This window comes from Thermodesulfobacteriota bacterium (genome assembly GCA_036397855.1).
GTDB lineage: Bacteria > Desulfobacterota_D > UBA1144 > Nemesobacterales > CSP1-2 > DASWID01.
This window is the reverse complement of sequence record DASWID010000059.1, coordinates 1-22,165: the sequence shown is the minus strand read 5'-3', so window position 1 is coordinate 22,165 and position 22,165 is coordinate 1. Positions and strand designations below refer to the sequence as shown.

Annotated in this window: 25 protein-coding genes; 12 read left to right on the top strand and 13 right to left on the bottom strand. The window is 39.5% G+C overall.

The genetic code is table 11. The annotated features are described in order from the left end of the window. From VGA95_04710 to VGA95_04690, 5 genes are all read left to right on the top strand, one after another. Positions 1-775 (top strand): FAD-dependent oxidoreductase (locus tag VGA95_04710; protein HEX9665844.1); only part of this gene is annotated, 775 nt, incomplete at its 5' end. A gap of 213 nt (positions 776-988) precedes the next feature. Beyond that, the gene (locus VGA95_04705) at positions 989-1,207 is read left to right on the top strand and encodes a glutaredoxin domain-containing protein (protein ID HEX9665843.1); all 219 of its coding nucleotides are present in this window, start codon (positions 989-991) and stop codon (positions 1,205-1,207) included. Between the two features lie 313 nt (positions 1,208-1,520). Next, on the top strand, positions 1,521-2,897 hold the full coding sequence (locus VGA95_04700) for an MmgE/PrpD family protein (protein ID HEX9665842.1): 1,377 nt from the start codon (positions 1,521-1,523) through the stop codon (positions 2,895-2,897). Between the two features lie 20 nt (positions 2,898-2,917). After that, positions 2,918-3,775 carry a phosphosulfolactate synthase gene (locus tag VGA95_04695; GenBank protein HEX9665841.1) on the top strand — a complete coding sequence of 286 codons (858 nt, stop codon included), beginning with the start codon at positions 2,918-2,920 and terminating at the stop codon, positions 3,773-3,775. A gap of 197 nt (positions 3,776-3,972) precedes the next feature. Next, positions 3,973-4,809: a M48 family metallopeptidase gene (locus tag VGA95_04690; GenBank protein ID HEX9665840.1), complete on the top strand. Its 837-nt coding sequence runs from the start codon at positions 3,973-3,975 to the stop codon at positions 4,807-4,809. Between the two features lie 886 nt (positions 4,810-5,695). On the opposite strand, the gene VGA95_04685 is transcribed toward VGA95_04690, so the two are convergent. After that, on the bottom strand, positions 5,696-5,902 hold the full coding sequence (locus VGA95_04685; GenBank protein ID HEX9665839.1) for a hypothetical protein: 207 nt from the start codon (positions 5,900-5,902) through the stop codon (positions 5,696-5,698). Positions 5,903-6,549: 647 nt separating this feature from the next. On the opposite strand from VGA95_04685, the gene tatA reads away from it, so the two are divergent. Beyond that, a complete protein-coding gene (gene tatA / locus VGA95_04680; protein ID HEX9665838.1) occupies positions 6,550-6,780 on the top strand; it encodes a twin-arginine translocase TatA/TatE family subunit in 231 nt (76 codons plus the stop codon). A gap of 186 nt (positions 6,781-6,966) precedes the next feature. Here the strand turns inward: tatA and mce are convergent, their stop codons facing one another. Beyond that, the gene (gene mce / locus VGA95_04675; GenBank protein ID HEX9665837.1) at positions 6,967-7,392 is read right to left on the bottom strand and encodes a methylmalonyl-CoA epimerase; all 426 of its coding nucleotides are present in this window, start codon (positions 7,390-7,392) and stop codon (positions 6,967-6,969) included. A gap of 137 nt (positions 7,393-7,529) precedes the next feature. Here mce and VGA95_04670 point away from each other — a divergent pair, with 137 nt between their 5' ends. Beyond that, positions 7,530-8,546 carry an isocitrate/isopropylmalate dehydrogenase family protein gene (locus tag VGA95_04670; GenBank protein HEX9665836.1) on the top strand — a complete coding sequence of 339 codons (1,017 nt, stop codon included), beginning with the start codon at positions 7,530-7,532 and terminating at the stop codon, positions 8,544-8,546. 63 nt (positions 8,547-8,609) lie between these two features. Here the strand turns inward: VGA95_04670 and VGA95_04665 are convergent, their stop codons facing one another. The 4 genes from VGA95_04665 to VGA95_04650 all read right to left on the bottom strand — a co-directional run bounded on the left by VGA95_04665 (position 8,610) and on the right by VGA95_04650 (position 11,760). Continuing rightward, entirely contained in the window at positions 8,610-9,023 is a 414-nt protein-coding gene (locus tag VGA95_04665) for a hotdog domain-containing protein (GenBank protein ID HEX9665835.1), read from the bottom strand. 223 nt (positions 9,024-9,246) lie between these two features. After that, entirely contained in the window at positions 9,247-10,014 is a 768-nt protein-coding gene (locus tag VGA95_04660; protein HEX9665834.1) for a putative Ig domain-containing protein, read from the bottom strand. Continuing rightward, a complete protein-coding gene (rpsU, locus tag VGA95_04655) occupies positions 10,014-10,208 on the bottom strand; it encodes a 30S ribosomal protein S21 (protein HEX9665833.1) in 195 nt (64 codons plus the stop codon). The genes VGA95_04660 and rpsU overlap by 1 nt, the downstream gene beginning before the upstream one ends. A 73-nt stretch (positions 10,209-10,281) precedes the next feature. Next, complete coding sequence (locus VGA95_04650) at positions 10,282-11,760, bottom strand: Rne/Rng family ribonuclease (protein HEX9665832.1); 1,479 nt, start codon at positions 11,758-11,760, stop codon at positions 10,282-10,284. Between the two features lie 487 nt (positions 11,761-12,247). Between VGA95_04650 and VGA95_04645 the strand changes: the two genes are divergently transcribed. Further along, complete coding sequence (locus VGA95_04645) at positions 12,248-13,255, top strand: LysM peptidoglycan-binding domain-containing protein (GenBank protein HEX9665831.1); 1,008 nt, start codon at positions 12,248-12,250, stop codon at positions 13,253-13,255. 68 nt (positions 13,256-13,323) lie between these two features. Here VGA95_04645 and VGA95_04640 read toward each other — a convergent pair whose 3' ends face one another. After that, entirely contained in the window at positions 13,324-14,046 is a 723-nt protein-coding gene (locus VGA95_04640) for a protein-L-isoaspartate(D-aspartate) O-methyltransferase (GenBank protein ID HEX9665830.1), read from the bottom strand. Positions 14,047-14,302: 256 nt separating this feature from the next. Continuing rightward, positions 14,303-15,292 (bottom strand): methylmalonyl Co-A mutase-associated GTPase MeaB, encoded by a 990-nt coding sequence (meaB, locus tag VGA95_04635; protein HEX9665829.1) that lies wholly within the window; start codon positions 15,290-15,292, stop codon positions 14,303-14,305. A gap of 446 nt (positions 15,293-15,738) precedes the next feature. Here meaB and VGA95_04630 point away from each other — a divergent pair, with 446 nt between their 5' ends. Beyond that, on the top strand, positions 15,739-16,293 hold the full coding sequence (locus tag VGA95_04630; protein ID HEX9665828.1) for a thioredoxin family protein: 555 nt from the start codon (positions 15,739-15,741) through the stop codon (positions 16,291-16,293). A 77-nt stretch (positions 16,294-16,370) separates the two neighbouring features. Here VGA95_04630 and VGA95_04625 read toward each other — a convergent pair whose 3' ends face one another. The 5 genes from VGA95_04625 to VGA95_04605 form a co-directional block, all read right to left on the bottom strand. Further along, a complete protein-coding gene (locus VGA95_04625; protein ID HEX9665827.1) occupies positions 16,371-17,396 on the bottom strand; it encodes an LLM class flavin-dependent oxidoreductase in 1,026 nt (341 codons plus the stop codon). 104 nt (positions 17,397-17,500) lie between these two features. Then, on the bottom strand, positions 17,501-18,205 hold the full coding sequence (locus VGA95_04620; GenBank protein ID HEX9665826.1) for a pirin family protein: 705 nt from the start codon (positions 18,203-18,205) through the stop codon (positions 17,501-17,503). A 31-nt stretch (positions 18,206-18,236) separates the two neighbouring features. After that, the gene (locus VGA95_04615; GenBank protein ID HEX9665825.1) at positions 18,237-18,689 is read right to left on the bottom strand and encodes a MarR family transcriptional regulator; all 453 of its coding nucleotides are present in this window, start codon (positions 18,687-18,689) and stop codon (positions 18,237-18,239) included. Between the two features lie 990 nt (positions 18,690-19,679). Then, complete coding sequence (locus VGA95_04610; GenBank protein ID HEX9665824.1) at positions 19,680-19,943, bottom strand: CopG family antitoxin; 264 nt, start codon at positions 19,941-19,943, stop codon at positions 19,680-19,682. A gap of 1 nt (position 19,944) precedes the next feature. Next, positions 19,945-20,226, bottom strand: a complete 282-nt coding sequence (locus VGA95_04605; GenBank protein ID HEX9665823.1) for a BrnT family toxin — start codon at positions 20,224-20,226, stop codon at positions 19,945-19,947. Positions 20,227-20,776: 550 nt separating this feature from the next. Between VGA95_04605 and VGA95_04600 the strand changes: the two genes are divergently transcribed. The 3 genes from VGA95_04600 to VGA95_04590 form a co-directional block, all read left to right on the top strand. Then, the gene (locus tag VGA95_04600) at positions 20,777-21,022 is read left to right on the top strand and encodes a type II toxin-antitoxin system HicB family antitoxin (GenBank protein HEX9665822.1); all 246 of its coding nucleotides are present in this window, start codon (positions 20,777-20,779) and stop codon (positions 21,020-21,022) included. 94 nt (positions 21,023-21,116) lie between these two features. Next, complete coding sequence (locus tag VGA95_04595) at positions 21,117-21,251, top strand: type II toxin-antitoxin system HicA family toxin (GenBank protein HEX9665821.1); 135 nt, start codon at positions 21,117-21,119, stop codon at positions 21,249-21,251. Between the two features lie 701 nt (positions 21,252-21,952). Further along, positions 21,953-22,165 (top strand): hypothetical protein (locus VGA95_04590; GenBank protein ID HEX9665820.1); only part of this gene is annotated, 213 nt, incomplete at its 3' end.

Below are 22,165 nucleotides of genomic sequence, written 5' to 3'. Positions count from 1 at the left end.
TCCGGACGGCGTTCAGGGGCCCGAACTTATTGACAACATGCGAAAGCAGGCGGAGAAATTTGGAGCCAAGTGTGTATTGGCTCAAGTGAACTCGGTCGATTTAACGCAGAGGCCATTTAAGGTAGCTGCCGGCGAGTCTGTAATAGAGGCAGAGACTTTTATCATAGCTTCTGGGGCTTCCGCGAAACTTCTTGGTCTCGAATCAGAAAAGCAGCTCCTTGGCCACGGCGTCTCTACTTGTGCAACCTGCGATGGATTTTTCTTTAAAGGTAAAGAGCTTGTTGTCGTTGGGGGTGGAGACACTGCAATTGAGGAAGGAATATTTCTTACAAAATTTGCTTCCAAGGTTACGATAATTCATCGAAGAGATAAGCTTCGGGCCTCAAAGATATTGCAAGAGAGAGCATTTAGGAATCAAAAAATTGAATTCCTATGGGATACCGTTGTGCAAGAGATCATTGGCGATGCGGAAAAAGGTGTGACTGGTGTTAAAGTTGAGAATGTCAAAACTGGGGAGGTCAATATTCACGAATGCCAGGGCGTATTTATTGCCATCGGTCATAACCCTAATACGGATTTATTGAAGGGTCAGGTTGAAATGGATGACGCTGGATATATTATTACAAGAGATGGTGCGACAAGAACCAATATCCCCGGTGTGTTTGCAGCCGGTGATGTGCAGGATCATGTATACAGGCAGGCAATAACAGCAGCAGGATCGGGCTGTATGGCAGCTATGGATGCCGAGAAATTTCTTGAGGAACACTCTGAATGATATTTAAACGTAAGAACGTGTCAGTTTCCATTCTCCATCCGTCATCGCGAACGGCTATAAATTTTTCGTAGGAGCGGCTTCCCTTCGATGAAACTCAGGACAGGCCAGCCGCGAATAGACATGTAGCGGAGGACTCTAGTCCTCAACTTATCTTCAAATTGATATTGCGATCCGCAGATCAACTGCGAGATTTCTCTTTTTATTCCTAGATAAATAATTTATCCACAAACAGGCTGTTCTGCTTGCAAGAATACCAAAGAATACCTAACTCAGAAGGGTGTAAATTTTGAAGATAGAAATGTAAGTGAAGACGAAAGGGCCCTTAAGGAACTTACCGAAAAGTATAAGAGCCGATCTACTCCCGCAATCATAATAGGAGACGAGGTCATCATAGGATTTGATAAAGAGAAATTGGATAGACATATTTCATAAAACTGATTTAACCCAGAGAGCAAAAGGCGACGCCCTTTTTCCAATTAAAGTGTCGAGTCTCGAGATATTATCTTTTGTTTTAGCCATAGTTCCTCACCCGAAGATTATTACTGTCCCGGTCCTTTTCATTTTTCCCTTTATTTTCAGGTAAGAATTTTTTATAGGTTAAATACTGTTAAGATATTTACTATAAGATTATTGCTGTATTGAGTAAAATCACTAAAGAGATAAACATCAAATGATAGTCGAAAAGTAACTGTACTTTAAATTCGTCTTGATCAAAGTACAATCTGGATTAATTCTGAGACAGTCGATGACCGTATCTGAAAAGCTTGCCGATTTCGTTATTCGAGCTTCATATGAAGATTTGTCGGACGAAGCAAAGCTTCAATTAAAGATCCGACTCATGGATTCCTTGGGCTGCGCGATAGGAGCAATGGAGGGTAAACCAATACAATATATTAGGTCCCATCTAAAGGAATTTGGAGGTAATAATCTTTGCACCCTCATTGGTGGAAAAAAGACAGTTCCAGACCTTGCAGCCTTTTATAATTGTTCGCTTGTGCGCTACCTGGATTTCAACGACAGTTACCTGGCGAAAGGGGAGACTTGCCATCCCAGCGATAATATTGGTGCAGTTCTGGCTGCGACTGAGTACGCTAATGGCAATGGGCGTGATTTTTTGACTGCCTTGGCTATTTCTTATCAGGTTCAATGCAGGCTTAGCGATGTAGCGCCGGTTCGTAGTAAGGGATTCGATCATACTGTTCAAGGTTCATACTCACTGGCCGCTGGTATTGCAAAGGCCTTGAATCTGGATTTTGAGAAAACGGTAAATGCCATTGGGATATGCGGCACTGCTTTTAACGCACTTCGAGTAACACGAACTGGTTTACTTTCGAATTGGAAGGGGCTGGCAATGCCAAACACCGCGTTTTGTTGTATGCATGGAACATTTCTAGCTATGAGGGGAATTACGGGACCAAGAGAAGTTTTCGAAGGAAACAAAGGATTTATGGATTCTATTTCAGAAAAATTTGAAATCGATTGGTCTAGAGAAGACTTAGAGCGCGTAAGAAAGACAATTATAAAAAAATATAATGCCGAAGTTCATTCACAGTCTGCGATAGAGGGCGTTCTCGAAATCAAAGGCGAAAATCGCATTACTCATGAAGAAATCAAACATATAGAGGTCGACATCTTTGATGTGGCCTATCACATAATCGGAGGCGGAGAGGAGGGTGATAAAACAATAGTAAGGACAAAAGAAGAGGCTGATCACAGCCTGCAATATATGGTTTCGGTAGCATTGATTGATGATCAAGTAATGCCAGCTCAGTACGAAGCAGTTCGGATACTCGGTCGGGATGTTCAAGATCTTTTAAAAAAAGTGATTGTTAGACCAGCAAAAGAGTATAGTAATTTGTTTCCTGAACAACATGCCTGTAAAATCACAATTACCCTTAAAGATGGGAGAATCTTCACAAAAGAAAAGAAGGAATACGAAGGATTTTTTACAAATCCTGTAGGCTGGGAGAGTGTTGTGAATAAATTTGAAATACTTAGTAAACCGTATACCAGCAGAAAATTGAGGAAAAAACTGGTCGATACGGTTGCGAACCTGGATGACATCGATATATCTGAATTATGCAAACTTATTTCACGAGTAAAAACACCACTGCAAAATTAAATCCTACAGGAGGATTATAAATGCCTAAAAATAAGCTAGAAAAACCAAAAACACATAAGGACGAAAGGGCTTTTGAATTTTTACCGATAAATGAGAGGGAAAAGAAGCCGCGCAAACGAGGTCTAACGGAAATTCGTGGTCCTTACTACACACCGGTCGGAAAGCATTACCTGGAGGATATTTTAGTAACGATGGGTGAGTATGTAGATATATTTAAATTTTCTGGCGGATCTTTTAGCCTTATGCCCCGACATGTTGTGAAAGAGATTATAGACCTGTGTCATCAACATGAAGTAATGGTTTCAACCGGGGGATTTATCGAACACGTCCTTACTCTTGGAAGGAAAGCTGTTGACCGGTATATTGAAGAATGTAAGCGTCTTGAATTCGATATAGTTGAGATTTCAAGCGGCTTTATAACTATACCAAATGAGGATTTAGTAAGATTGACGAAGAAAGTTAGAAAAGCTGGTTTAAAGGCTAAACCGGAAATCAATGTTCAGTTTGGAGCCGGTGGTGCAAGTGCTATCGAAGAACTTGAGGCTGAAGGAACAAGCGATCCCGATTGGGCTATACAACTGGCTAACCAACACCTCGATGCAGGAGCCTACATGATCATGATCGAATCTGAGGGCATTACAGAACGGGTTAAGACCTGGCGTACAGACGTAATAGCAAAGATTATTCGTGAACTAGGTCTGGAAAAAACCATGTTTGAGGCTGCCGATCCTGATGTATTCGGATGGTACATTAAAAACTATGGACCTGAAGTAAACGTATTTGTCGATCACAGCCAGATAGTTCTTCTCGAATGCTTACGTTCAGGAATTTGGGGAACGAAAAGCTTATGGGGACGTATTCTGACTTACAAAAGCTAGTAAGATCTTTTAACTATTAATCAAGACTAATTGATAGAAAGTTATTCTTGCGGTTAAAATTATGTAGAATGATGGTTTTTTAGTGATTGAAGAATTTTCATAACACGATATATCTGTTTAATATCACATTGTGTATGTCCAAATATAAATTGAATTGCTTCCCTTATGATATAAATAAGTATAATAGGAGAATAATCATGTTAAAAAAATTATTGGATTACGGGTTCGTAAGGAAAATATCTAAATCATCACTGTTACCAATATTGATTGCCTTTCTTTCTTTTTTGATTTCTTGTCAAACAGCTCCTATAACAGGAAGATCACAGCTTGTTCTGGTGTCTTCCCAGGAAGCCTCACAAATGGGTAATGCAGCCTTTCAAGAAGTGATAAAAGAAGAGGGAGTTTCAAATAATCCACAATACAATAGCCAATTAACTAGGGTCAGTTCAAGAATAGTGAGTGTGGCAGATACACCAAGATATAATTGGGAATATAGGGTTATTAAGGGTGATACCGTAGTCAATGCATTCGCGCTTCCAGGCGGTAAGATTGGGGTTTATACAGGTATGTTTCGTGTTGCTAACACCGACGCGACTCTTGCAACGGTTATAGGACACGAGGTTGCACACGTTGCTGCAAATCATGGCGCAGAAAGAGCGTCAGCCGGCATTCTTGCTAATCTTGGAGCCGCAGGATTACAAGCGGCTCTGGGAAGTCAGAATCCGGCGGTAATGAGCGCGATTATGAATGCGTATGGGGTAGGTGTCAATGTTGGTGGTATATTGCCATTTAGTCGTACTCAAGAGGCTGAGGCCGATAGGATTGGTTTAATTTATATGGCTGAAGCTGGATATGACCCGAGGGAGGCAATTGCCTTTTGGGAGAGAATGCAGAGTAAATCAGGTGGTGCATCTGGTCCGCCAGAATTTCTTTCTACACACCCGAGTTATGGCACAAGGATAAACAACCTGAAACAGTGGCTGCCGGAGGCAATGCAGTATTATCAGGGGTCAAACAAGGATTCTAATTGGTGAGAAACAAAAACTAGTATCATCGTTGCTAATATTGATCATTAGCCAATTCATCCTAGATACTTTGATTATTCATAAAAGAAGACAAATAGGTTCAAATTCGTTTTCCTAATATCACTTCCTCTATCTGCTATGTTTTATGATGCATGTGATGGTGTTTATTTCGGGACCTCGGACTTGATAGATATATCAGATAAATGAATGGGAAATTGTGGGGCCTGCCACTTCTTAAACTTGGGATCGCTCACCGAAACAGTGTTACCTTTAATCACAATAATCGGGGTGCGTGTGAGTCTTGCATCGATTCTCCCCAATTTTATACTTAATGATTTAATAGATATTGGTATAGGAGGTTAGTCGGATAGTAATCGACATAAATAAAATTAAATCTGTCACTGACCGACTGATTTATATTATGTCTTCAATAACATTGCTGGTTGGAATTCGCTTCAGAATCATTCTTTTGATCTAACATCTTTTCAGATCGATTTACTCCTCAATTGTTATTCTGTTTATACGTAGCTAAATTTTCATGAGGAAGGTGTTTATTCGCCGAGTATCAAAGGTTTCGCGAAAGCAATCCGAAATACAGGAAATAACCTCTTAGCTACGCATGCCACATTTCGCGAAATATCAATTAATCACAGCACACCGGAAATTACTGCTATAATGAGAAAAGCTAATTTTCATACAAACATGAATTGGAAGTTTTTGAATAGAATATTGAGAAAGAATATTTGCGTTAAGCGTTAATTTTTATTCATTGAAATTCCTACTTGCGGAAAGCTTCTCACTAGAGAGTTAAGTTACCTGCCTAGTATAGTTCAATTCATTTGTAGAGATTACCGAGGTTAAACGGCTGTTACAGTTCCTTCAAAAGCTATTGCTTTTACTTTTTCTTTTTCGGTTTAGCTTTAGTAGCCTTTGCTGTAGTTTTCTTCTTAGCAGTCGTTTTCTTAGCCATGGAACTTCCTTTCGTCGACTTTGCTTTCGAGGACTTGCTAGTAGGTTTAGCGCTCATCGCTTTCGACTTGCTCGCTCCAGTTTTTTTGGATTTACTGGCTGACTTCTTGCTACTCGGTTTGGCTTTTGCCATATCCATCCTCCTTTAACGAGTTTATTAAATTAAGTTCCATTGTAATAAATATTTTTATAATTTGCAATAGTTTTTTTTCAAAAAGAAAAAATTTTTTGTTCAATTGTATTTACTTGGCATAAAATTTAACTTGTGAGAATTTATAATTTCGATGGATTCGCAAATTATATTCAACGAAAATTTCGCGTGTGAAAATATTTCAATTTAGGAATTAATCATTTTGTTAGCATTTAGGACATGTAATTCTTGTACCATTTTCATATTTAATACTAACGGCGCTTGAAGGTAATATTATCACTCCTTTGATCCATGGTCGGAGATTTGCGGTTAATCCCGTAATAATTTTTGTTTCTTTGATATTTTGGAGTTGGATATGGGGAATTCCAGGAGCTCTAATTGCAGTTCCAATGACTGTTATATTCAAAATAGTATGTGATCATATTGAGTCGCTTAACCCGATAGGTGAATTCTTGGGTAAGTAAGGGTGACTGTCTTACAAATTTAGTGGTTGATAGAACAACCTGGTAAATGTATTACGGAAGATCAGATAAAAATAAAATTGATACAAATTTCGTTATAATTTGGTTAGAATAATCTATATTGACATTCTGCGGTCTAATCGGTAGCTTATACTCGGAGGTAGAATCATGATTGGCGGACTAGGTGTATGGGAACTCGTTATTATTCTTGTAATACTGCTCCTAATATTTGGTCCAAGTAGATTGGGTGACCTCGGTTCTGCACTTGGCAAGGGAATAAAGGGTTTTAGAAGATCCTTGAAAGAGCCTGACGAAATCGATATTACGCCTCCAAAGGAAGATAACAGAGTAAGGGAATCCGAATTTCAGGCTCCTAAGAAACCTACTGATACAAAATAATAAATGGATTAAGAGATAAATTTAAACTTAATTCATACCCACTTTATAAGCCCACCGAGATATGATTCATGAAATAAATGCTGTTAAAATTCTTTATTTCTTCGGGCCTATGGAATTGATGAAAATTCGGGGGAAGAAAATTATCGAAGAGTCGTTTGCGCACGGAATCGGTATGGTTTAATAGGATCAGTCCTTAGGCAATTCAACCAGCTCAATCAATACACCTTTTAGAGCTTTCGGGTGTAAAAATGCCACTTTCGTTCCATCAACCCCTGGTCGTGGTGCATCATTTATTGATTTAATACCCTGATTCTTTAGTCTTTCAAGTGCGGATTCGATATCATCTACCTTGAAGCAAATGTGGTGAATGCCCTCTCCCCTTTTTTCCAAATATTTGAATATGGGTGAGTTTTCTCCGATCGGTTCTAGGAGTTCAATTGTGGTGTCCCCCGCAGCTGTCTCAAGCATTGAAGCCCTAACGCCTTGTTCTTCAACGACCTCTCTATGAGTCACTTTGAGACCCAGGGCAGTTTCATACAGCTTTTCCGCCTCCTCTATATTTCGAACGGCAATTGCTATATGATTGACACTTACCATTTTTCCTTCTTTCATGATATGTCCTCTCTGTTTGTTGATTAATATAATTGACACTTGGTAAAGATCAAATTGATTTCCTTTACAGGGCTTTTGAATTTGGATTTGTGTGAAGTTCGATTAAACTAAATTTGAAATACATGTATGCTTGAGCGATGAAAAAAAATAGTATTAAAACGGTGACTCTTGTTCCTGGTGACGGGATTGGACCTGAGGTAACTGACGCAGCACGAAGAATTATTGATGCTACCGGTGTAAAAATTAAGTGGGAGATAATACCTGCAGGTGCGCAATCTATTGAGAAGTATAAAACCGTCATTCCTGAAATTGTCTTTGATTCGATCAGAAGAAATAAAGTAGCTTTGAAGGGTCCCGTGGGTACACCAGTTGGAAAGGGCTTTAAAAGTGTCAACGTATTAACTAGGAAGACACTTAATCTTTACGCTAACCTAAGGCCCGTAAAAAGCTTCCCCGGAGTCAAGTCGAGGTATCAGGATGTTGATATAGTAGTCGTAAGAGAAAATACGGAGGATCTTTACTCTGGCCTCGAGTATCAAATTGCCCCTGGTGTTGTAGAAACCTTGAAGGTTATCACTGAAAGGGCATCGAATAAAATAGCAGGGTTCGCGTTTAGTTACGCAAAGAGACAAAAAAGGAAAAAGGTAACCGTCCTTCATAAAGCCAATATAATGAAACTAAGCGACGGTTTATTCCTGGATTGCGTAAGACGCGTGGCAATGAAGTATCCTGACATCGAGTATGAAGAGATGATAATTGATAATGCTTGTATGCAATTGGTTCTTAATCCAAATATTTTTGATGTTGTTTTAACCGAGAATCTATACGGTGATATAGTGTCAGAGATATGTGCGGGACTTGTTGGAGGGCTTGGATTTGCTCCCGGAGCAAATATAGGAGATGAATGCGCGGTATTTGAGGCAGCTCATGGGAATGCTCCTGATATAGCTGGCAAGAACCTCGCGAATCCTATTGCCGTAACTCTATCTGGGGTACTTTTACTAAGGCATATCGGTAAAATTAAAGAAGCAAAAGCGATAGAGAATGCAATAACCAATGTTCTTTCACAAGGAAAGATTCTAACGAGGGATATCGGGGGAAAAGCAACGACTACGGAAATGAGAGATGCAATAATTAGAGAAATTAAAAAATGATTTTCGACTTATAAACAACTTTTGAGGTATTTTTAAAAAGTTGAAGGCTTAATTTCCGTATGATTAAGCCTTTGCTTGCGTTTTACCCAGTTTCCGTTTTATTCCTCTTTCAAATCTCTCTTCATCGATTATATACATATCATTATATGCTGACGCTATTTTCTCCATATCATCAAATGCCTCGACTTTGAAGTTAATCCTCTTATCTTGAATCTTAATTATTTCAGCCCTGATAGTTATAGGCATTCCAATGGGGGTTGATGCAAGATGATTCATCTCGATTTTGGTGCTTACCGCCATCTCGTTACTCTCCAGGAATGGAGCCATCATGTCGGCGCATGTAGTTTGCATAAATGCAATGAGTGATGGCGTTGAAAGTACTCGGGGGGAGCTTTGATGGAATCGCGATGCGGCCATCTCTGGTGTGGTTTGGATGTTTTTTTCTATGAACATCCCCGAAGCTATTTTTTTCTTCATCACGCCTCCTCTTGTATCATGCGAAATTGATGATTAGGTAAACAATTATATCAGATAGTTATAATTTTTATAGTAATGATATACCTCGTGTATTTCTGTTTTTATTAAGTGGTTCCCAAAACTTGCTAACTTGTCATAGATTATTCGTGGGGGATCCCATCACAATTTTCTGATATTTCGGATTAAACTGGTCAAAGCTTCCGATAACTTATGTACTTGAGGGTCATTGATTTTGAGGGGAAATATTGAGAGTAAGCATCTGAGATGCCTTAGCACCCTCAGAGTCTGCGACTGTAATCTCTACAATGTATTCACCTTTATCCGCTTCGTCAAACTCCCAAGTTATCAACCCTGTTGCAGGTTCGATCGTCATACCCCTGGGAGCGTTCTTCAGTGTATAATCAATTGGATCACCATCAGGATCTTCTGCCTTTAAGACATAGCTAAGTTTCCCGTCCTCTATCCTTGGCGCTGGCTCAGATGTTATTATTGGCGGGGAGTTTGGAATTGCAAAACTTCCCTCGGCTTTCCAGACGCCTTCATCTTTACCGTCGAAGGGAATTACGTCAACCGAAATGATTGATCCCTTTTTGAAGTCTTCACTCCATTCTAACATCTCATCCGTAGCACCTGGGATCGTTTCTCCATCGAGTTTCCACTGATATCCGAAGCTTATAATATCGTTATCTGGATCTTTTGCCTCGACAATCGCCCTGAATCCGTTACTCGGATCGGTTCCAGAGATGCTTTCAATCCTAATGGATTTTACCACGGGGGGATGATTTAGTTTTTGGCCGACTGGTTCTTGGGTTTCAGTTTCTGTTTTATGGTTAATTGACTCTTTGTCTTGTTCTTGTTCACCAATTTTAATTTCAGGTGAGTTTTTGTTTGTTTTCTCAATAATTGTGCCTTTCTCGCCGTCGTTGTTGCATCCACCAATATTGAGCAAAAGAAATGAAAATATAAAGCACAGGATCAAGTATATATTCATTACTTGTTACTACGTATTTTTTTCATCGATCTTACTTTTGCCGCACGCGCCCTTTTTTTCTTTCTTTCACTTGGTTTTTCGTAGTAATTCCTCTTTTTGATTTCAGAGAGTATCCCTTCTCTTTCGACCATTTTTTTGAATCTTCTCAGGGCGTTGTCTATGGTTTCATTTTTCCCAATTATTACTTCTGCCATCGGGCTTACTCCTCTTATGTCTTATAATAAATAAACATTAAGCAATAAAACATGGGGTGTCAAACCAATAATTTTATTGAATATCTATTTCATATTCATCTTGTAAGCTCTCTTTAGACTCATAAATAAATTCGACTTCATGTTGCATGGCTAGCTTTTTCAAGTTTTTTCCTTCAAACTCTTTAAGATAGGATATCACGCCCTGATTTGCAGTGATAATGATCTTTTTTACGAGTGGTTTTAAGATGTGGCTAGTTATTTCTCTTATAATTTCATATGAAATCGTTTCTATCGATTTGACATACCCTTTCCCCCCACAGTGGTTGCATTGGTCGGTGAGCTGCGTTAGCAGGCTTTCTCTCATGCGCTGCCGGGTCAATTGAACAACGCAGAAAGACGACATGTCAAGAACCACCGAACGAGCCCTATCTTTCTTGAGTGATTCAATAAATTTTCTATAAATCTCTTTTCTTTTTTGGAGGCTCTTAATGTCTATAAAATCTATCACTATGATACCTACAAGGTTCCTCAACCTTATTTGGTACGCTGCTTCGCTAGCCGCTTCCATGTTTATATCAAAAATTGTTTCATGGTGAGTAATCCCTCCTGTGTATCTTCCACTATTCACGTCTATTACCGTCAGGGCTTCCGCTTGCTCTATGATAAGATAGCCCCCTGATTTAAGCCACACTTTTCTATCGATAATCTTCTTTAGTTCTTGTTCTATTCCATATTTAATGAATAAAGGAGTGCTGTTTGTGTATAGCTCGATATGCGTTTTAATATTGTTAGCGTCTAGATAATTGGAAATTTCCTGATGAGCTTTTTTTGAATCGATAAATATCTTTGTTTCTTCGTCTAAAACTAAATCTCTCGTAACTTTCATATAGAGGCTGGGTTCTTCGTAGAGTAGGGCAGGTGATTTTGCTTCCTCTGATCTTTTTTTAAGCCCATTCCACAATCCGATCAAATTCTTCATATCAAGCTTTAATTCATCGTGATCAATTTCCTGACTAGCCGTTCTCGCTATAAAGCCAACTCCTTCAGGTTTTGCGGACTTTATTAGATTTAGGAGTCTCTGTCGTTCTTCTCTGTTTTTGATTCTTCTCGATATTCGTATCATATCGACCGTACCGAGAAGAACCAAATATCTTCCTGGAATTGCTATGTTTGTAGAAAGTTTTGCTCCCTTTCCAACTGAAAATTCCTTCACGCATTGCACAAGGACTTCCTGTCCCTCTCGAAGCAGGTCCTGTATAAGGCTCTTTGTCTTTTTCTTTTGGGTTTTAAGGTCTTCTTCCTCTAAAAAAAATTCAGAATATGAATCTTCTTGGACATCCTCGACAGAAATGAACCCCGATTTCCCGATTCCAAGATCTATAAATGCAGCTTGCATACCAGGGATAATATTTCCGACCTTTCCTTTGTAAATGTTCCCGACCAGTTGAGGTCGCGACTTTCTCTCGATATATAATTCGACGAGGCTGCCATTTTCGGTTATCGCCGATCTGGTTTCATTAAATGTTACATTGATATAGATTTGAATGCTCATAAAATTCAGGTGTAAATGGCTTGTTCAGTATTGAAACGTATATTCATTATAGACTATATGACGGATATTAACATGTTTTAAGTGTTAATATTTCTTTGTTCGAAAATAAGATTATTCGTAAACTAGTTTGTTCTAAATATCGCCGCGCAGTTGTTTGACGAAATAACAAATGTAAATTTAAAAATTTTCATATTATAATTTTTAATACAACAAAATAAGGAATCTTTAAATTTGTAAGACTTTCTTACAAAATGAAATTTCAAAATGAGTAATATCAATGCATTGAGTTAACACATTGAATTGCGTATTTAATTATTAAATGAAATCGTTTATCATTAATGACTTTATAAAAACTCATTTCTTGATGATCGTTCAAATTATGGATATTAATAATTATTTTATTGACTAAGATGTTGTATAATTAGTGATGAAATTGGTTTAATTTTCTTATAAAATATGTTATAAAACTTAAAGGAGGTTTGAGAGGATGCCCTTTAGACTTTTAATTGCAGCCATATTTATCGGAGGAATGGCCTTTGCTCAGGGTAATCTGCCTGAGCCAAAAGGTGGTGAAGCAATCTATGTGGTACGCCCGGGGGATACACTCTGGGATATATCTAAAAGGTTTTACGGGAATCCACTTTTATGGCCACGATTGTGGGAATTGAATACCTTTATCGATAATCCAAATTTAATATCTCCCGGACAAGTGCTTTCTCTGAAGCCTAAATACGAACAACCTGGAATACCGGTAGTTAAGATTAACCCTGGAGTAGAAGTAGAGCAACTCAAAGACATTGGGGCACCACCACCTGTTTATTATTACTCAATGGGAGGGAGTGAAGGATTCATTTCACCGGATGAGTGGGAACACATGGGAACTATCTTAAGCTCCGAACCGACGAAGATTCTACTCGCCGATGGGGACATTGTTTATACGAATGTAGGAAGATCTGACGGAGTGCAAAGTGGTGACTTATTCACAGTATTTAGAACATCGAAACCGGTTCTCCATCCTTTTACAGGGAGGAGAATAGGGTATAAAGTGGCCGTATTCGGGGAAATTGAGATAGTAGATGTTTTGGGCGAAAAGATGTCAACGGCTAAAATTACCAATTCGATTAGAGAGATTACTCGTGGGGCAAGGATAAGACCACACGAACCATTTGTAAATGAGGTCACGATTAAAAAAGGGACTGAAACAGCAAATGGGATGGTGGTTGATAGCCTAAACGATATAGTCGTAGTTGGTCAGGGAAATATTGTCTATATCGATGTTGGAAAAGAGCATTCTATTGTTCCCGGAAATACCTTTTCAATTTATACGCTTCCCCGAAGCGTACGCGATCCTGATTCCCGTAAAGATGTGACTATTCCACCTTCCAGGAAGGGTAAGCTAGTTGTGTTGAATGTAGAACAGAATACATCAACCGGACTTATCATCGATAGTGCGAGGCCTATAGAAATTGGAGACTTAGTTAGCTTGGATTTCTGAGGTTGATAATTTGACATGTCTGATTCTATAGGTATAGGGTTAATCTTTTTCAAAAACACTATCAAACCCTAGTTCTTTCTCAATTTTTGAGCCTCTCCAGTCATTGGGACAAATCGGACTGGTGTTATATTTGTTTTCTTTATACCCTTTTGAGTTTTATGAATAAGTAATAACTCTTGGTAGAGGTCTCCTACCGGTATAACCATTCTACCGTTTTCCTTGAGTTGATCGATCAATGGTTGGGGAGTATGTTCAGGGGCAGCAGTCACTATTATGGCATCAAAAGGAGAATATTCCTGCCATCCTCTATAACCATCTCCTATTTTAAAATGGATATCCTTATATCCCAATTCATTCAAAACTTGTTGTGCATTTAGTGAAAGCGATTCGTGAATCTCTATTGTGTATACATCACAACCATGCTCAGCCAGAATAGCTGTCTGATAGCCCGATCCCGTGCCTACTTCAAGAACCTTTTCTTTTTCATTCAGCTCGAGGAGTTGCGTCATTAAGGCAACAATGTAAGGTTGCGATATTGTCTGTTCCATGCCTATTGGAACGGGGGCATCGTTATAGGCAAGACCCCAGAAATTTTCAGGAATGAACTTATGCCTTGGAACTTTTAACATCGCCTTTATCACTTTGGAATCCTTTATTCCGCGAAGAATGAGCTGGGTTTCAACCATTTCCCAGCGTCTATGCGGGTATAAATCCTTATCATTTTCTTGATAAGAATGATTTGCCAACAAGAATATCGACGCGAAAAATAAAGAAATGATATAGGGATCCATCAATTTACCTATTAAATAAGACCCTCATTATTTTTGCAATCTTTCAAATAACATAGCCTGTCGGATTCTCCAGAGACAGATATTACCGAAGCGTTCAACTCCAATCAAGTTTAATAAATTTTGTGATTTTCGATCGGTAAATATTCGATCACGAAAATCGGGATTAACAGGATTGAGCTTGTATTCGTTGGCGTTAATGATATTTGGGTAATCCGCTATGTCCGCACTATGGTTTCGACTTGCGTCGGTAGTGTCTTCACAATATTCTTGAAATCACGAGCTCGGCCCCTTCGTATGGATCTATTTCGCCCTTCTTGATTCGAGTCAAAACCTTTCCCACTTCATGATCTTTTAGTTTCTCATTAATCCTCTTTTCTATGATCTCCAATATAATCTGTGAGAATTCCTCCTCAATTCTCTTTTGCCTTTTCTTACGTAGCAAACCGGTTTGGGTCTGAAATAGCTTATGCCTGTTAATGTCCTTTATCAATTCGTCTATTCCGAGTTTTCCAATAGAGCTTGTCAGCAGCACAGGTATATCCCAGTTGCCTTCTGTTGGTTTTAATGAAATGATAGATTTGATTTCTCTCGACAGAATTTCAGCACCTTCTCTGTCAGCTTTATTTACGACGAAAATATCTGCGATCTCCATAAGTCCTGCCTTCATGGTTTGCACCGCATCTCCGGCCTCCGGAACCAGAACAACAAGCACCGTATCTGCCAGCTTTATGATATCCAGCTCTGTCTGACCCACACCAACCGTTTCAATAATAATATTTTCAATCCCAAATGCATCGTATAGTTTTATTATCTCTTTAGTTGCCTTTGAAAGCCCCCCATGACTGCCTCTGCTTCCCAGACTCCTTATAAATACGTTTTCATCCAGTGAGTGATCCTGCATCCTTATTCTATCGCCCAACACAGCTCCACCCGTAAAAGGACTTGAGGGATCAACTGCAATAACTCCCACTTTTTTGTTGTTTTTTTTATAGGCTTGGATCAGCTCATTAACCAGTGTGCTTTTCCCCGCTCCGGGGGGACCTGTAACTCCAATTATATAAGCTTTTCCTGTCTTTGGATTAATTCGCTTATGGATCTCGGGAATTGAGTTATAGTTACTTTCGACAAGGGTAATAAGCCTTGCAAGTGCGATCCGATCACCGCTCAGCATCTTGTCGACGAGTTTGATTTCTCTCTCAGTAATGGTCATTGTGAATACGATAAATTGAACTAAGAATTTTGTCAAAAGCACTAAATCGTGAAAGCAGATATGTCGCCGATTTAAAAACTGGAGTAATGAGAGGGTGTCTTACTCTTAAAAAAGTGGGGAGGAATCAATTATAAAGGGTAATCAACAGATACATACTAAATCATGTATTTCCAAACCGATAAGATATTGCGAGTTTTGGCGATCTTTGTAAATGGTTTAAACGATATTATTCTGTATAATTAAGAGTCCTAGTTTATTGTAATCGGAATGTAGTTTCTATATTCCGGCCACATTAGGACTCATTGGGATTTTCTTTAGAGAAAGTCTTGATAATTCAAGTAATTCATCATGATTACGACGGGACGTGAAGCAATAAATTGCGCCAGGAAAATCTGATACTCAAAGAAATAAATCTCAATTGTTTTAGGTCACTAGAAGATTAATTTAACTGATGAAAAGAATGAAATGTTAGGAGAGAGTAAATGGCATTGACCCCATCTAAGATGTTGCCCCTTGGAACAAAGGCACCGGATTTTAAGCTTTGGGATGTAATAAGTGATAAAGAGTTGAGTTTAGAGGAACTAAAATCCGATACTGCTACTGTTATTATGTTTATCTGTAACCATTGTCCATACGTGAAGCATGTACAGAAGGGCCTCGTTGAATTGGCTAACGATTATATTCCTAAGGGTATATCATTTATAGCTATTTGTTCAAATGATATAGAAAACTATCCCGATGACTCGCCTGAGAATATGAAAGCTGTTGCAAAAAGACTGGGTTATCCTTTTCCTTATATGTTCGATGAATCACAAGATGTCGCTAGGGCTTATGATGCGCAATGCACACCTGATTTTTATATTTTTGATAAGGATTTAAAGTGTATTTACAGGGGTCAGATGGATGATTCGAGACCGGGAAATGGAAAGCCTGTCACGGGAAAGGACATAAGGGATGCGCTTGAGGATATTTTGAGCGGAAAACCCGTTACAGAAGCGCAGTATCCGAGCATCGGTTGTAATATAAAGTGGAAGTAGAAATAGCTTTACTATCGGTATTCCCGAAATTTTAGAACGATATATAGGAAATTGTCACTTCTGATTTGGGTACTTTATTAAGAAACATGGGGCATAACCTTATCCACGAATAGCTTCATCGATCTCATTGCCTCTTGATGGCCAATTCCCGGAAACTTGAATCTACAGATGAGGTTATCGATTGGCAAATTTTCCTTATATTCCTTAATGGTTTCTACGCACTCTTCAGGTGTGCCTATTATTGACTGATCCTTAACGATGTCGTAAATGATCGGGTCAGTCGGATCCGATATTAGATTTCCACTGTAATCAACCATACTTCCCCATTGAGCGTAGCCTTTGGCTGTGTATGTAATATACTCCTTTATATCTTCCCAAACTTTTTCCTTCTTCTTATCAGAGATATAAAATTCTCTCACAAGGGGTTTTTCATAGTCCTCGGGGTCTCTTCCGTATTCTTCAAGCAAGGAAGAATGAAGATCAAATAAATTCTTAATTAGAGGTATAGTTCCGATGGCCGGTACGTAAAGCGGGGCTCCTATCCGTGCAGCCCTCCTTATAGCCGGTTCTGTGAAGGCACCAATCCATATGGGTATTGATTTTTGAACCGGTTTGGGCGTTACATTTGCGTCCTTTACTTTATAGTATTTACCATCAAAACTAAAAGTTTCATCCGACCAGCTCTTTTGGAGTATCTCTATGCTTTCTTCCATTCGTCCCTTTCGCTCTTTGAGCGATCTACCGTATCCTTCAAATTCCTCCTTCCTGTAGCCCAGGCCAATACCCAAAATTAAACGTCCCTTTGAAATCAAATCAACCACGGCTGCGTCTTCGGCAATTCTGATTGGATCATGGAGGGGCATTAATAATACACCTGTGCCGATCCTGATATTTTTGGTCCTTGCCGCTATGGCTGCTGCTGTGACCAATAATGAGGGACAGTATCCATCACTTAAAAAGTGGTGTTCAGTTAACCATGCGGAGTTAAAGCCCATTTCATCGGCTACGGAGATCTCTTTTAACATCTCTTCATATAATTCTTCATGTGGCCTGGGTCTGTGGGGATGCGATTGAAGGCTGTAATATCCTACGCCGAATTTCATGTGCTTATCCTCCTTTCTAGTATGTTATATCCTTTTATTACATAATATTTGAACCTTATTCAAGTTTGGAAGGAAAAAGTTTTATTTGTTGCTTAATTTAAAGATTATTCCATGTCGAACAACAGAAACTCAGCCGAATCATTAGTTGAAATTATTATTTCCCCTTCATTCTGAATAGATGCACCATCTCCTTGTTCTAAATTCTTTCCGTTTAAAATTAGAGACCCCCTAATGGCCTGAACCCATAGGTGATGATCCGCCTCAGCTATATGCTTAACCTCTTGCCCCATTTCAAGGGAGGATAAATAAATATCGACGTCCTGATTTAGGTATAACGCTTCATTTTTCTTGCTTCTTGTCCCTGTTGCAACAAGGCTTAGATTACCCTTTATACCATTTGGGTCAATAGATCGTTCTTCGTAGCTCGGCTTAATACCCTTTTCCTTCGGCAGTATCCATATTTGTAATAAATGAACAGGTTCAGATTCAGAATGATTGTACTCGCTGTGAACTACTCCAGTTCCTGCACTCATTCTCTGCATGTCACCCTTTTTTATGACGGAACCATTCGCAATGCTATCTTTATGTTCTAGGGAACCTTCTTGTATATAAGTAATAATTTCCATGTCCCTGTGCGGATGAGATCCAAATCCGGTACCCCCTTTAATTCTATCTTCGTTTATAACACGGAGTTTGTGAAATCCGATATAATCCGCGTCGTAGTAATCTCCAAATGAGAATGTGTGATAACTGTCCAGCCATCCTAAATTTGTGTGTCCCCTTTCATTGCTTTTTCTTATCTTTACCATTTTTTCTACCTCCAGTTTTGTTTATGGCAATTCAATCCTTTTCCTGCTTCCCAAGCCTTCTACTTAAATGGCGAAGGAATTCCTGCTCCCCTGGATTTAAGACTTCAAACTCAGCCACAATTGATTGCACATGCTCTGGAAAGATTTCTTTTATAAATTTCTTCCCTGTTTCTGTAAGCATTACATTTACTGCTCTACGGTCCTCCGAGCTGCGTTCCCTTTCGACTAACCCCCTTTTTTCAAGGTTATCTACTACCATTGTTATATTGCCGCTTGTTTTAAGAAGTTTTTTGCCAAGCGCGTTTTGGTTAAGAGGACCAAGATGATATAGAGCCTCTAACGCCCCGAACTGACTCATCGTCAGTTCATATTTCGCTAGTAAACGAGATAGTCTTGAACTCACACTATCTGCAGCGCGCATGAAATTTATAAAGGCGTTCAAAGCCCTCATTTCTTTTTGAGTCCCCTTATATTTTGTGCCCATAATTAGCTTAATATTAAATAGTTTAACATTAAGATAATTACAATTAACAAATTGTCAAGCCTGACCTTTACTAGTTTAAGGAGATTTCTACCTTCGGTAGGTCCTTGCTTTTCTCGGTAGGGAACGCATATATGCGTTCCCTAATACTTTCGTTTACAATCAGCAAATTGTAGAGGAGGACTTCAATCCTCCATTGTTTGTCACTGTCATTACAAAAGGGATTTAATTGGCCTTCCAAAAATTGCGTGAAGAAAATCAGAAACGGAGACGTTAAGAAAAATTTGAGGGTTGGGGTTGGACTTAAATTTTTTAGTCGGTCTGTCATCCCCGAAATCAGTAGTCGGGGATCCAGAGGTAAAAGCATGGATTCCCGCTAACAATCCGCGGGAATGACGCCCAGCTTGTCATCCCCGAAATCAGTAGTCGGGGATCCAAAGGCAAAAACATGGATTCCCTATTAATGAATTAGGGAATGACAACAAGGGTGCAGCCAAGTCCTGACCCCCTAGTCCTGAGTTCATCGAAGGATCGAAGGGCCTGTCCTGAGTCCTGAGCTTGTCGAAGGGTCGAAGGATCGAAGGATTGTTTCTTTGTATCAGGACAAAGAAAAGAAAAATAAATAATTGTCAAAAGAACAATCTGCTCCACAAGCGGCTAGATGAGGCTGTCTAATCGCTATGTCAAAGGAGGTGGCTCTTCTACTTAACTCGTCGTTCTGAATTCTTTACTAAATCAATCGAAGAGCCGGCCGCGAATGGACACGCAGGGGAGGACTTTAGTCCTCCATTTATCTTCTAATTGATAATGAAAAGAAAGCGGAACTCCTTGATGAGAAAAGGACCAAAGGCGATTGAAAAAATAGGCGAGGAACAACAAAAAGAAAAATAACTCATTTACTCATGCCTGAAACCAGAGATTTTCAATTGGATCGTGCTTTATACTCATAATTGAATATTAATCAAAGGGGTCCCCTTTGTATCACTGTCCATTTTAAGCGATATGCCTTGATTCCTTGGCGAGATGCTCTTTAATCCACATCCTGAGAAGCGCTGTGTAGCTCAGTCCCTTACGCTCAGCAATTGCTTCAACTTTTTTAATATCATCCGGATCAAGTCTTATTGCAATCGTCTTCTTTGGTCTTTTAACGAACCCTATCTCAGCCTCTTTTGTATCTCTATTATAGTCTTCAAAGCTGTGGGTTTCCCAGAACCTTGCAGCTTCCTCATCAGTTTTAAATTTCGGTATCTTCTTCATCTCATTTACCTCGCTTTTTAAAATAGTTCTTTTCCCACGTGTTCATATCTCTTGCCGTTATGACTCTTACCTCTCCCTGCCTTATAAATCTAACAACAATGAACAGAAATCTTCCAGAATAAGTCCTTCCAAAGACATAGTGCAGATTTTCTCTACCTGACCTAATAAAAGGAGCATCATTCTCATTGAAACATAGTTCTTCTACTTCTCTCGGCCTGATCGCAAGTCTTGCTATGTGCGTTATACTTTTGTCTGTCCATCTTATAGAACTTATAACTCTCATCGTTCGACTGAGGCTTCGACGTGAGCAGTTCGGCAAGCTGACTACAGGCTAAGCCGAACGGCTCACGAATGTACTAAATTCCTATAACCACTAGACTCCTTGTAAGTACCCAATTCAACAGTAAACAAACGTATTGCATTTGTCAACAAATACTTAATAGCGATTTGGAGGTTGCCGAGGCTACTGAACGCAGTAAGGCGATTCGGCCGTAACAGAGCAAAGTCAGCAGCGCGTTATCTGCCGCTGCGAAGTATAAAGGTGTAACTCCCTTTTTTCATTCACAAGTAATTGTCAATCGTGATACCCCTTCCATTTTTAAACGACCCCCTTATTGCTTAAAGGTTTGCGTCCCCTTTGTATTACGATACAAACATTCGGGCACAAGCGTGGTCGGGAATCCATAAAGAGATTATTGCGAGAAGCCAGGCTTCGAAGCAATCTACGTCTGTCACCACCTAAATTTAACACATTTAATTTTGTCCTACATTAAAATGAAAATTGGGATATAATTTACATATCAGTTAAAAGAAATTTTGTTGAGGGAATTAACTTGTCCACAAAAGAATATGATTTTACAGCATTTTTCGAACCTTCTACCGAAGGGGGCTATATTGTTACTGTCCCTGCTCTTCCTGGTCTCGTAACGGAAGGTGACACGCTCGAAGAAGCTCGGGATATGGCTCGTGATGCCATCAGAGCCTATATAGAAAGCCTGATAAAAGACGGCGAGCCCATTCCAGAAGAGGAAAATACGGTGCAGGAAAAGATCCAGGTAGCGATAGAAGCATCCTCTTAATGTCTCCTACTCTTCCATCAGTAAAGCCCAAGGAAGTGCTTAAGGCCATCAATAAGGCTGGGTTTATATTCATCATCAAACAGGTAGCCATGTAGTGCTTAAGCACCCTTCATTACAATCAAAAAGAGTTGTTCTTCCCTACCACAATAAAGATTTAAAGAAGGGTACGCTTCCGAGTATTCTCAAGCAGGCAGGGTTAAGTATCGATGAGTTTATAGATTTACTATAACAACTTTATGGACCGGGATTACACCCCATGGTGTCATCCTCGAATGCCTTAATCGGGGATCCATGAATAAAAAGGTTTACGTTTCCATTTCTGTTCCTTATAATCCGTTATATTCCGTTCACACTGAGCCCTGAGCATGTCCTGAGTTCATCGAAGGGTCGAAGTGCCTGTACTGAGTCAATCGAAGTGCCAGCCGCGAATAGACATGTAGAGGAGGACTTCAGTCCTCCATTTATCTTCTAATTGACAATGAAAAGAAAGAGGAAGTTCTTGATGAGAAAAGTACCGAAGGCAATTGAAAAAATCGCGGGAAGACGAACAAAAAGAATAATAACTCATTTATTCATGCCTGACCCCGGGGATTTTTCCTGCATCTTGCATCATGGATCATGCATTGTGTCAGCAATTGTCAATTGAAGCCTTGACCCCATCGCCTTTTATTCACTTACAAGTCTAACAGATTACGAGGAGTCACCTCTCATACTATCACGTCCCCTTAAATTCGTTGCTTATAGCGTTCCGAAACGCAGACGTCCATAATCGCTGCAGGTGAGCTCTAGATAGATAGCCGCATCGGGTGGCAGCCTTCTCGTTTGCCTATTGCCATCGCAGTGAGTAGAGGGGATACTCATTGATTAGAAGAATTACGAATCGCCATGATAAAAGAGTACAAGAGATTCAGCCAATAGAGGCATTTGGGTATGAACATCCAATATATCATACAGCCTGATCAACAGCTCGGAAACCTACTTGCGGATCGGCTTGACACCTCTCCAAAGCGTGTCGTATTTGTATCCGCATTTGTTGGACTCCATACAATCATGCGTATTAAGGAACAAACATTGGACTTGAAAGGTTCTGGTTCCGATATCCAATTTGTATTGGGAATCGATTTAGGTGGGACTAGCCAGGAA

Excerpts from the sequence above, each read along its gene's own strand:
- VGA95_04685 (HEX9665839.1), bottom strand. The coding sequence starts at position 5,902 with ATGGCAAAAGCCAAACCGAGTAGCAAGAAGTCAGCCAGTAAATCCAAA.
- VGA95_04605 (HEX9665823.1), bottom strand. The coding sequence starts at position 20,226 with ATGAGAGTTATAAGTTCTATAAGATGGACAGACAAAAGTATAACGCAC.
- VGA95_04660 (HEX9665834.1), bottom strand. The coding sequence starts at position 10,014 with ATGAATATATACTTGATCCTGTGCTTTATATTTTCATTTCTTTTGCTC.
- VGA95_04700 (HEX9665842.1), top strand. The coding sequence starts at position 1,521 with ATGACCGTATCTGAAAAGCTTGCCGATTTCGTTATTCGAGCTTCATAT.
- VGA95_04630 (HEX9665828.1), top strand. The coding sequence starts at position 15,739 with ATGGCATTGACCCCATCTAAGATGTTGCCCCTTGGAACAAAGGCACCG.
- VGA95_04650 (HEX9665832.1), bottom strand. The coding sequence starts at position 11,760 with ATGAGCATTCAAATCTATATCAATGTAACATTTAATGAAACCAGATCG.
- VGA95_04640 (HEX9665830.1), bottom strand. The coding sequence starts at position 14,046 with ATGGATCCCTATATCATTTCTTTATTTTTCGCGTCGATATTCTTGTTG.
- VGA95_04665 (HEX9665835.1), bottom strand. The coding sequence starts at position 9,023 with ATGAAGAAAAAAATAGCTTCGGGGATGTTCATAGAAAAAAACATCCAA.
- tatA (HEX9665838.1), top strand. The coding sequence starts at position 6,550 with ATGATTGGCGGACTAGGTGTATGGGAACTCGTTATTATTCTTGTAATA.
- VGA95_04610 (HEX9665824.1), bottom strand. The coding sequence starts at position 19,943 with ATGAAGAAGATACCGAAATTTAAAACTGATGAGGAAGCTGCAAGGTTC.
- VGA95_04645 (HEX9665831.1), top strand. The coding sequence starts at position 12,248 with ATGCCCTTTAGACTTTTAATTGCAGCCATATTTATCGGAGGAATGGCC.
- VGA95_04615 (HEX9665825.1), bottom strand. The coding sequence starts at position 18,689 with ATGGGCACAAAATATAAGGGGACTCAAAAAGAAATGAGGGCTTTGAAC.
- VGA95_04695 (HEX9665841.1), top strand. The coding sequence starts at position 2,918 with ATGCCTAAAAATAAGCTAGAAAAACCAAAAACACATAAGGACGAAAGG.
- VGA95_04690 (HEX9665840.1), top strand. The coding sequence starts at position 3,973 with ATGTTAAAAAAATTATTGGATTACGGGTTCGTAAGGAAAATATCTAAA.
- rpsU (HEX9665833.1), bottom strand. The coding sequence starts at position 10,208 with ATGGCAGAAGTAATAATTGGGAAAAATGAAACCATAGACAACGCCCTG.
- VGA95_04620 (HEX9665826.1), bottom strand. The coding sequence starts at position 18,205 with ATGGTAAAGATAAGAAAAAGCAATGAAAGGGGACACACAAATTTAGGA.
- mce (HEX9665837.1), bottom strand. The coding sequence starts at position 7,392 with ATGAAAGAAGGAAAAATGGTAAGTGTCAATCATATAGCAATTGCCGTT.
- VGA95_04670 (HEX9665836.1), top strand. The coding sequence starts at position 7,530 with ATGAAAAAAAATAGTATTAAAACGGTGACTCTTGTTCCTGGTGACGGG.
- VGA95_04625 (HEX9665827.1), bottom strand. The coding sequence starts at position 17,396 with ATGAAATTCGGCGTAGGATATTACAGCCTTCAATCGCATCCCCACAGA.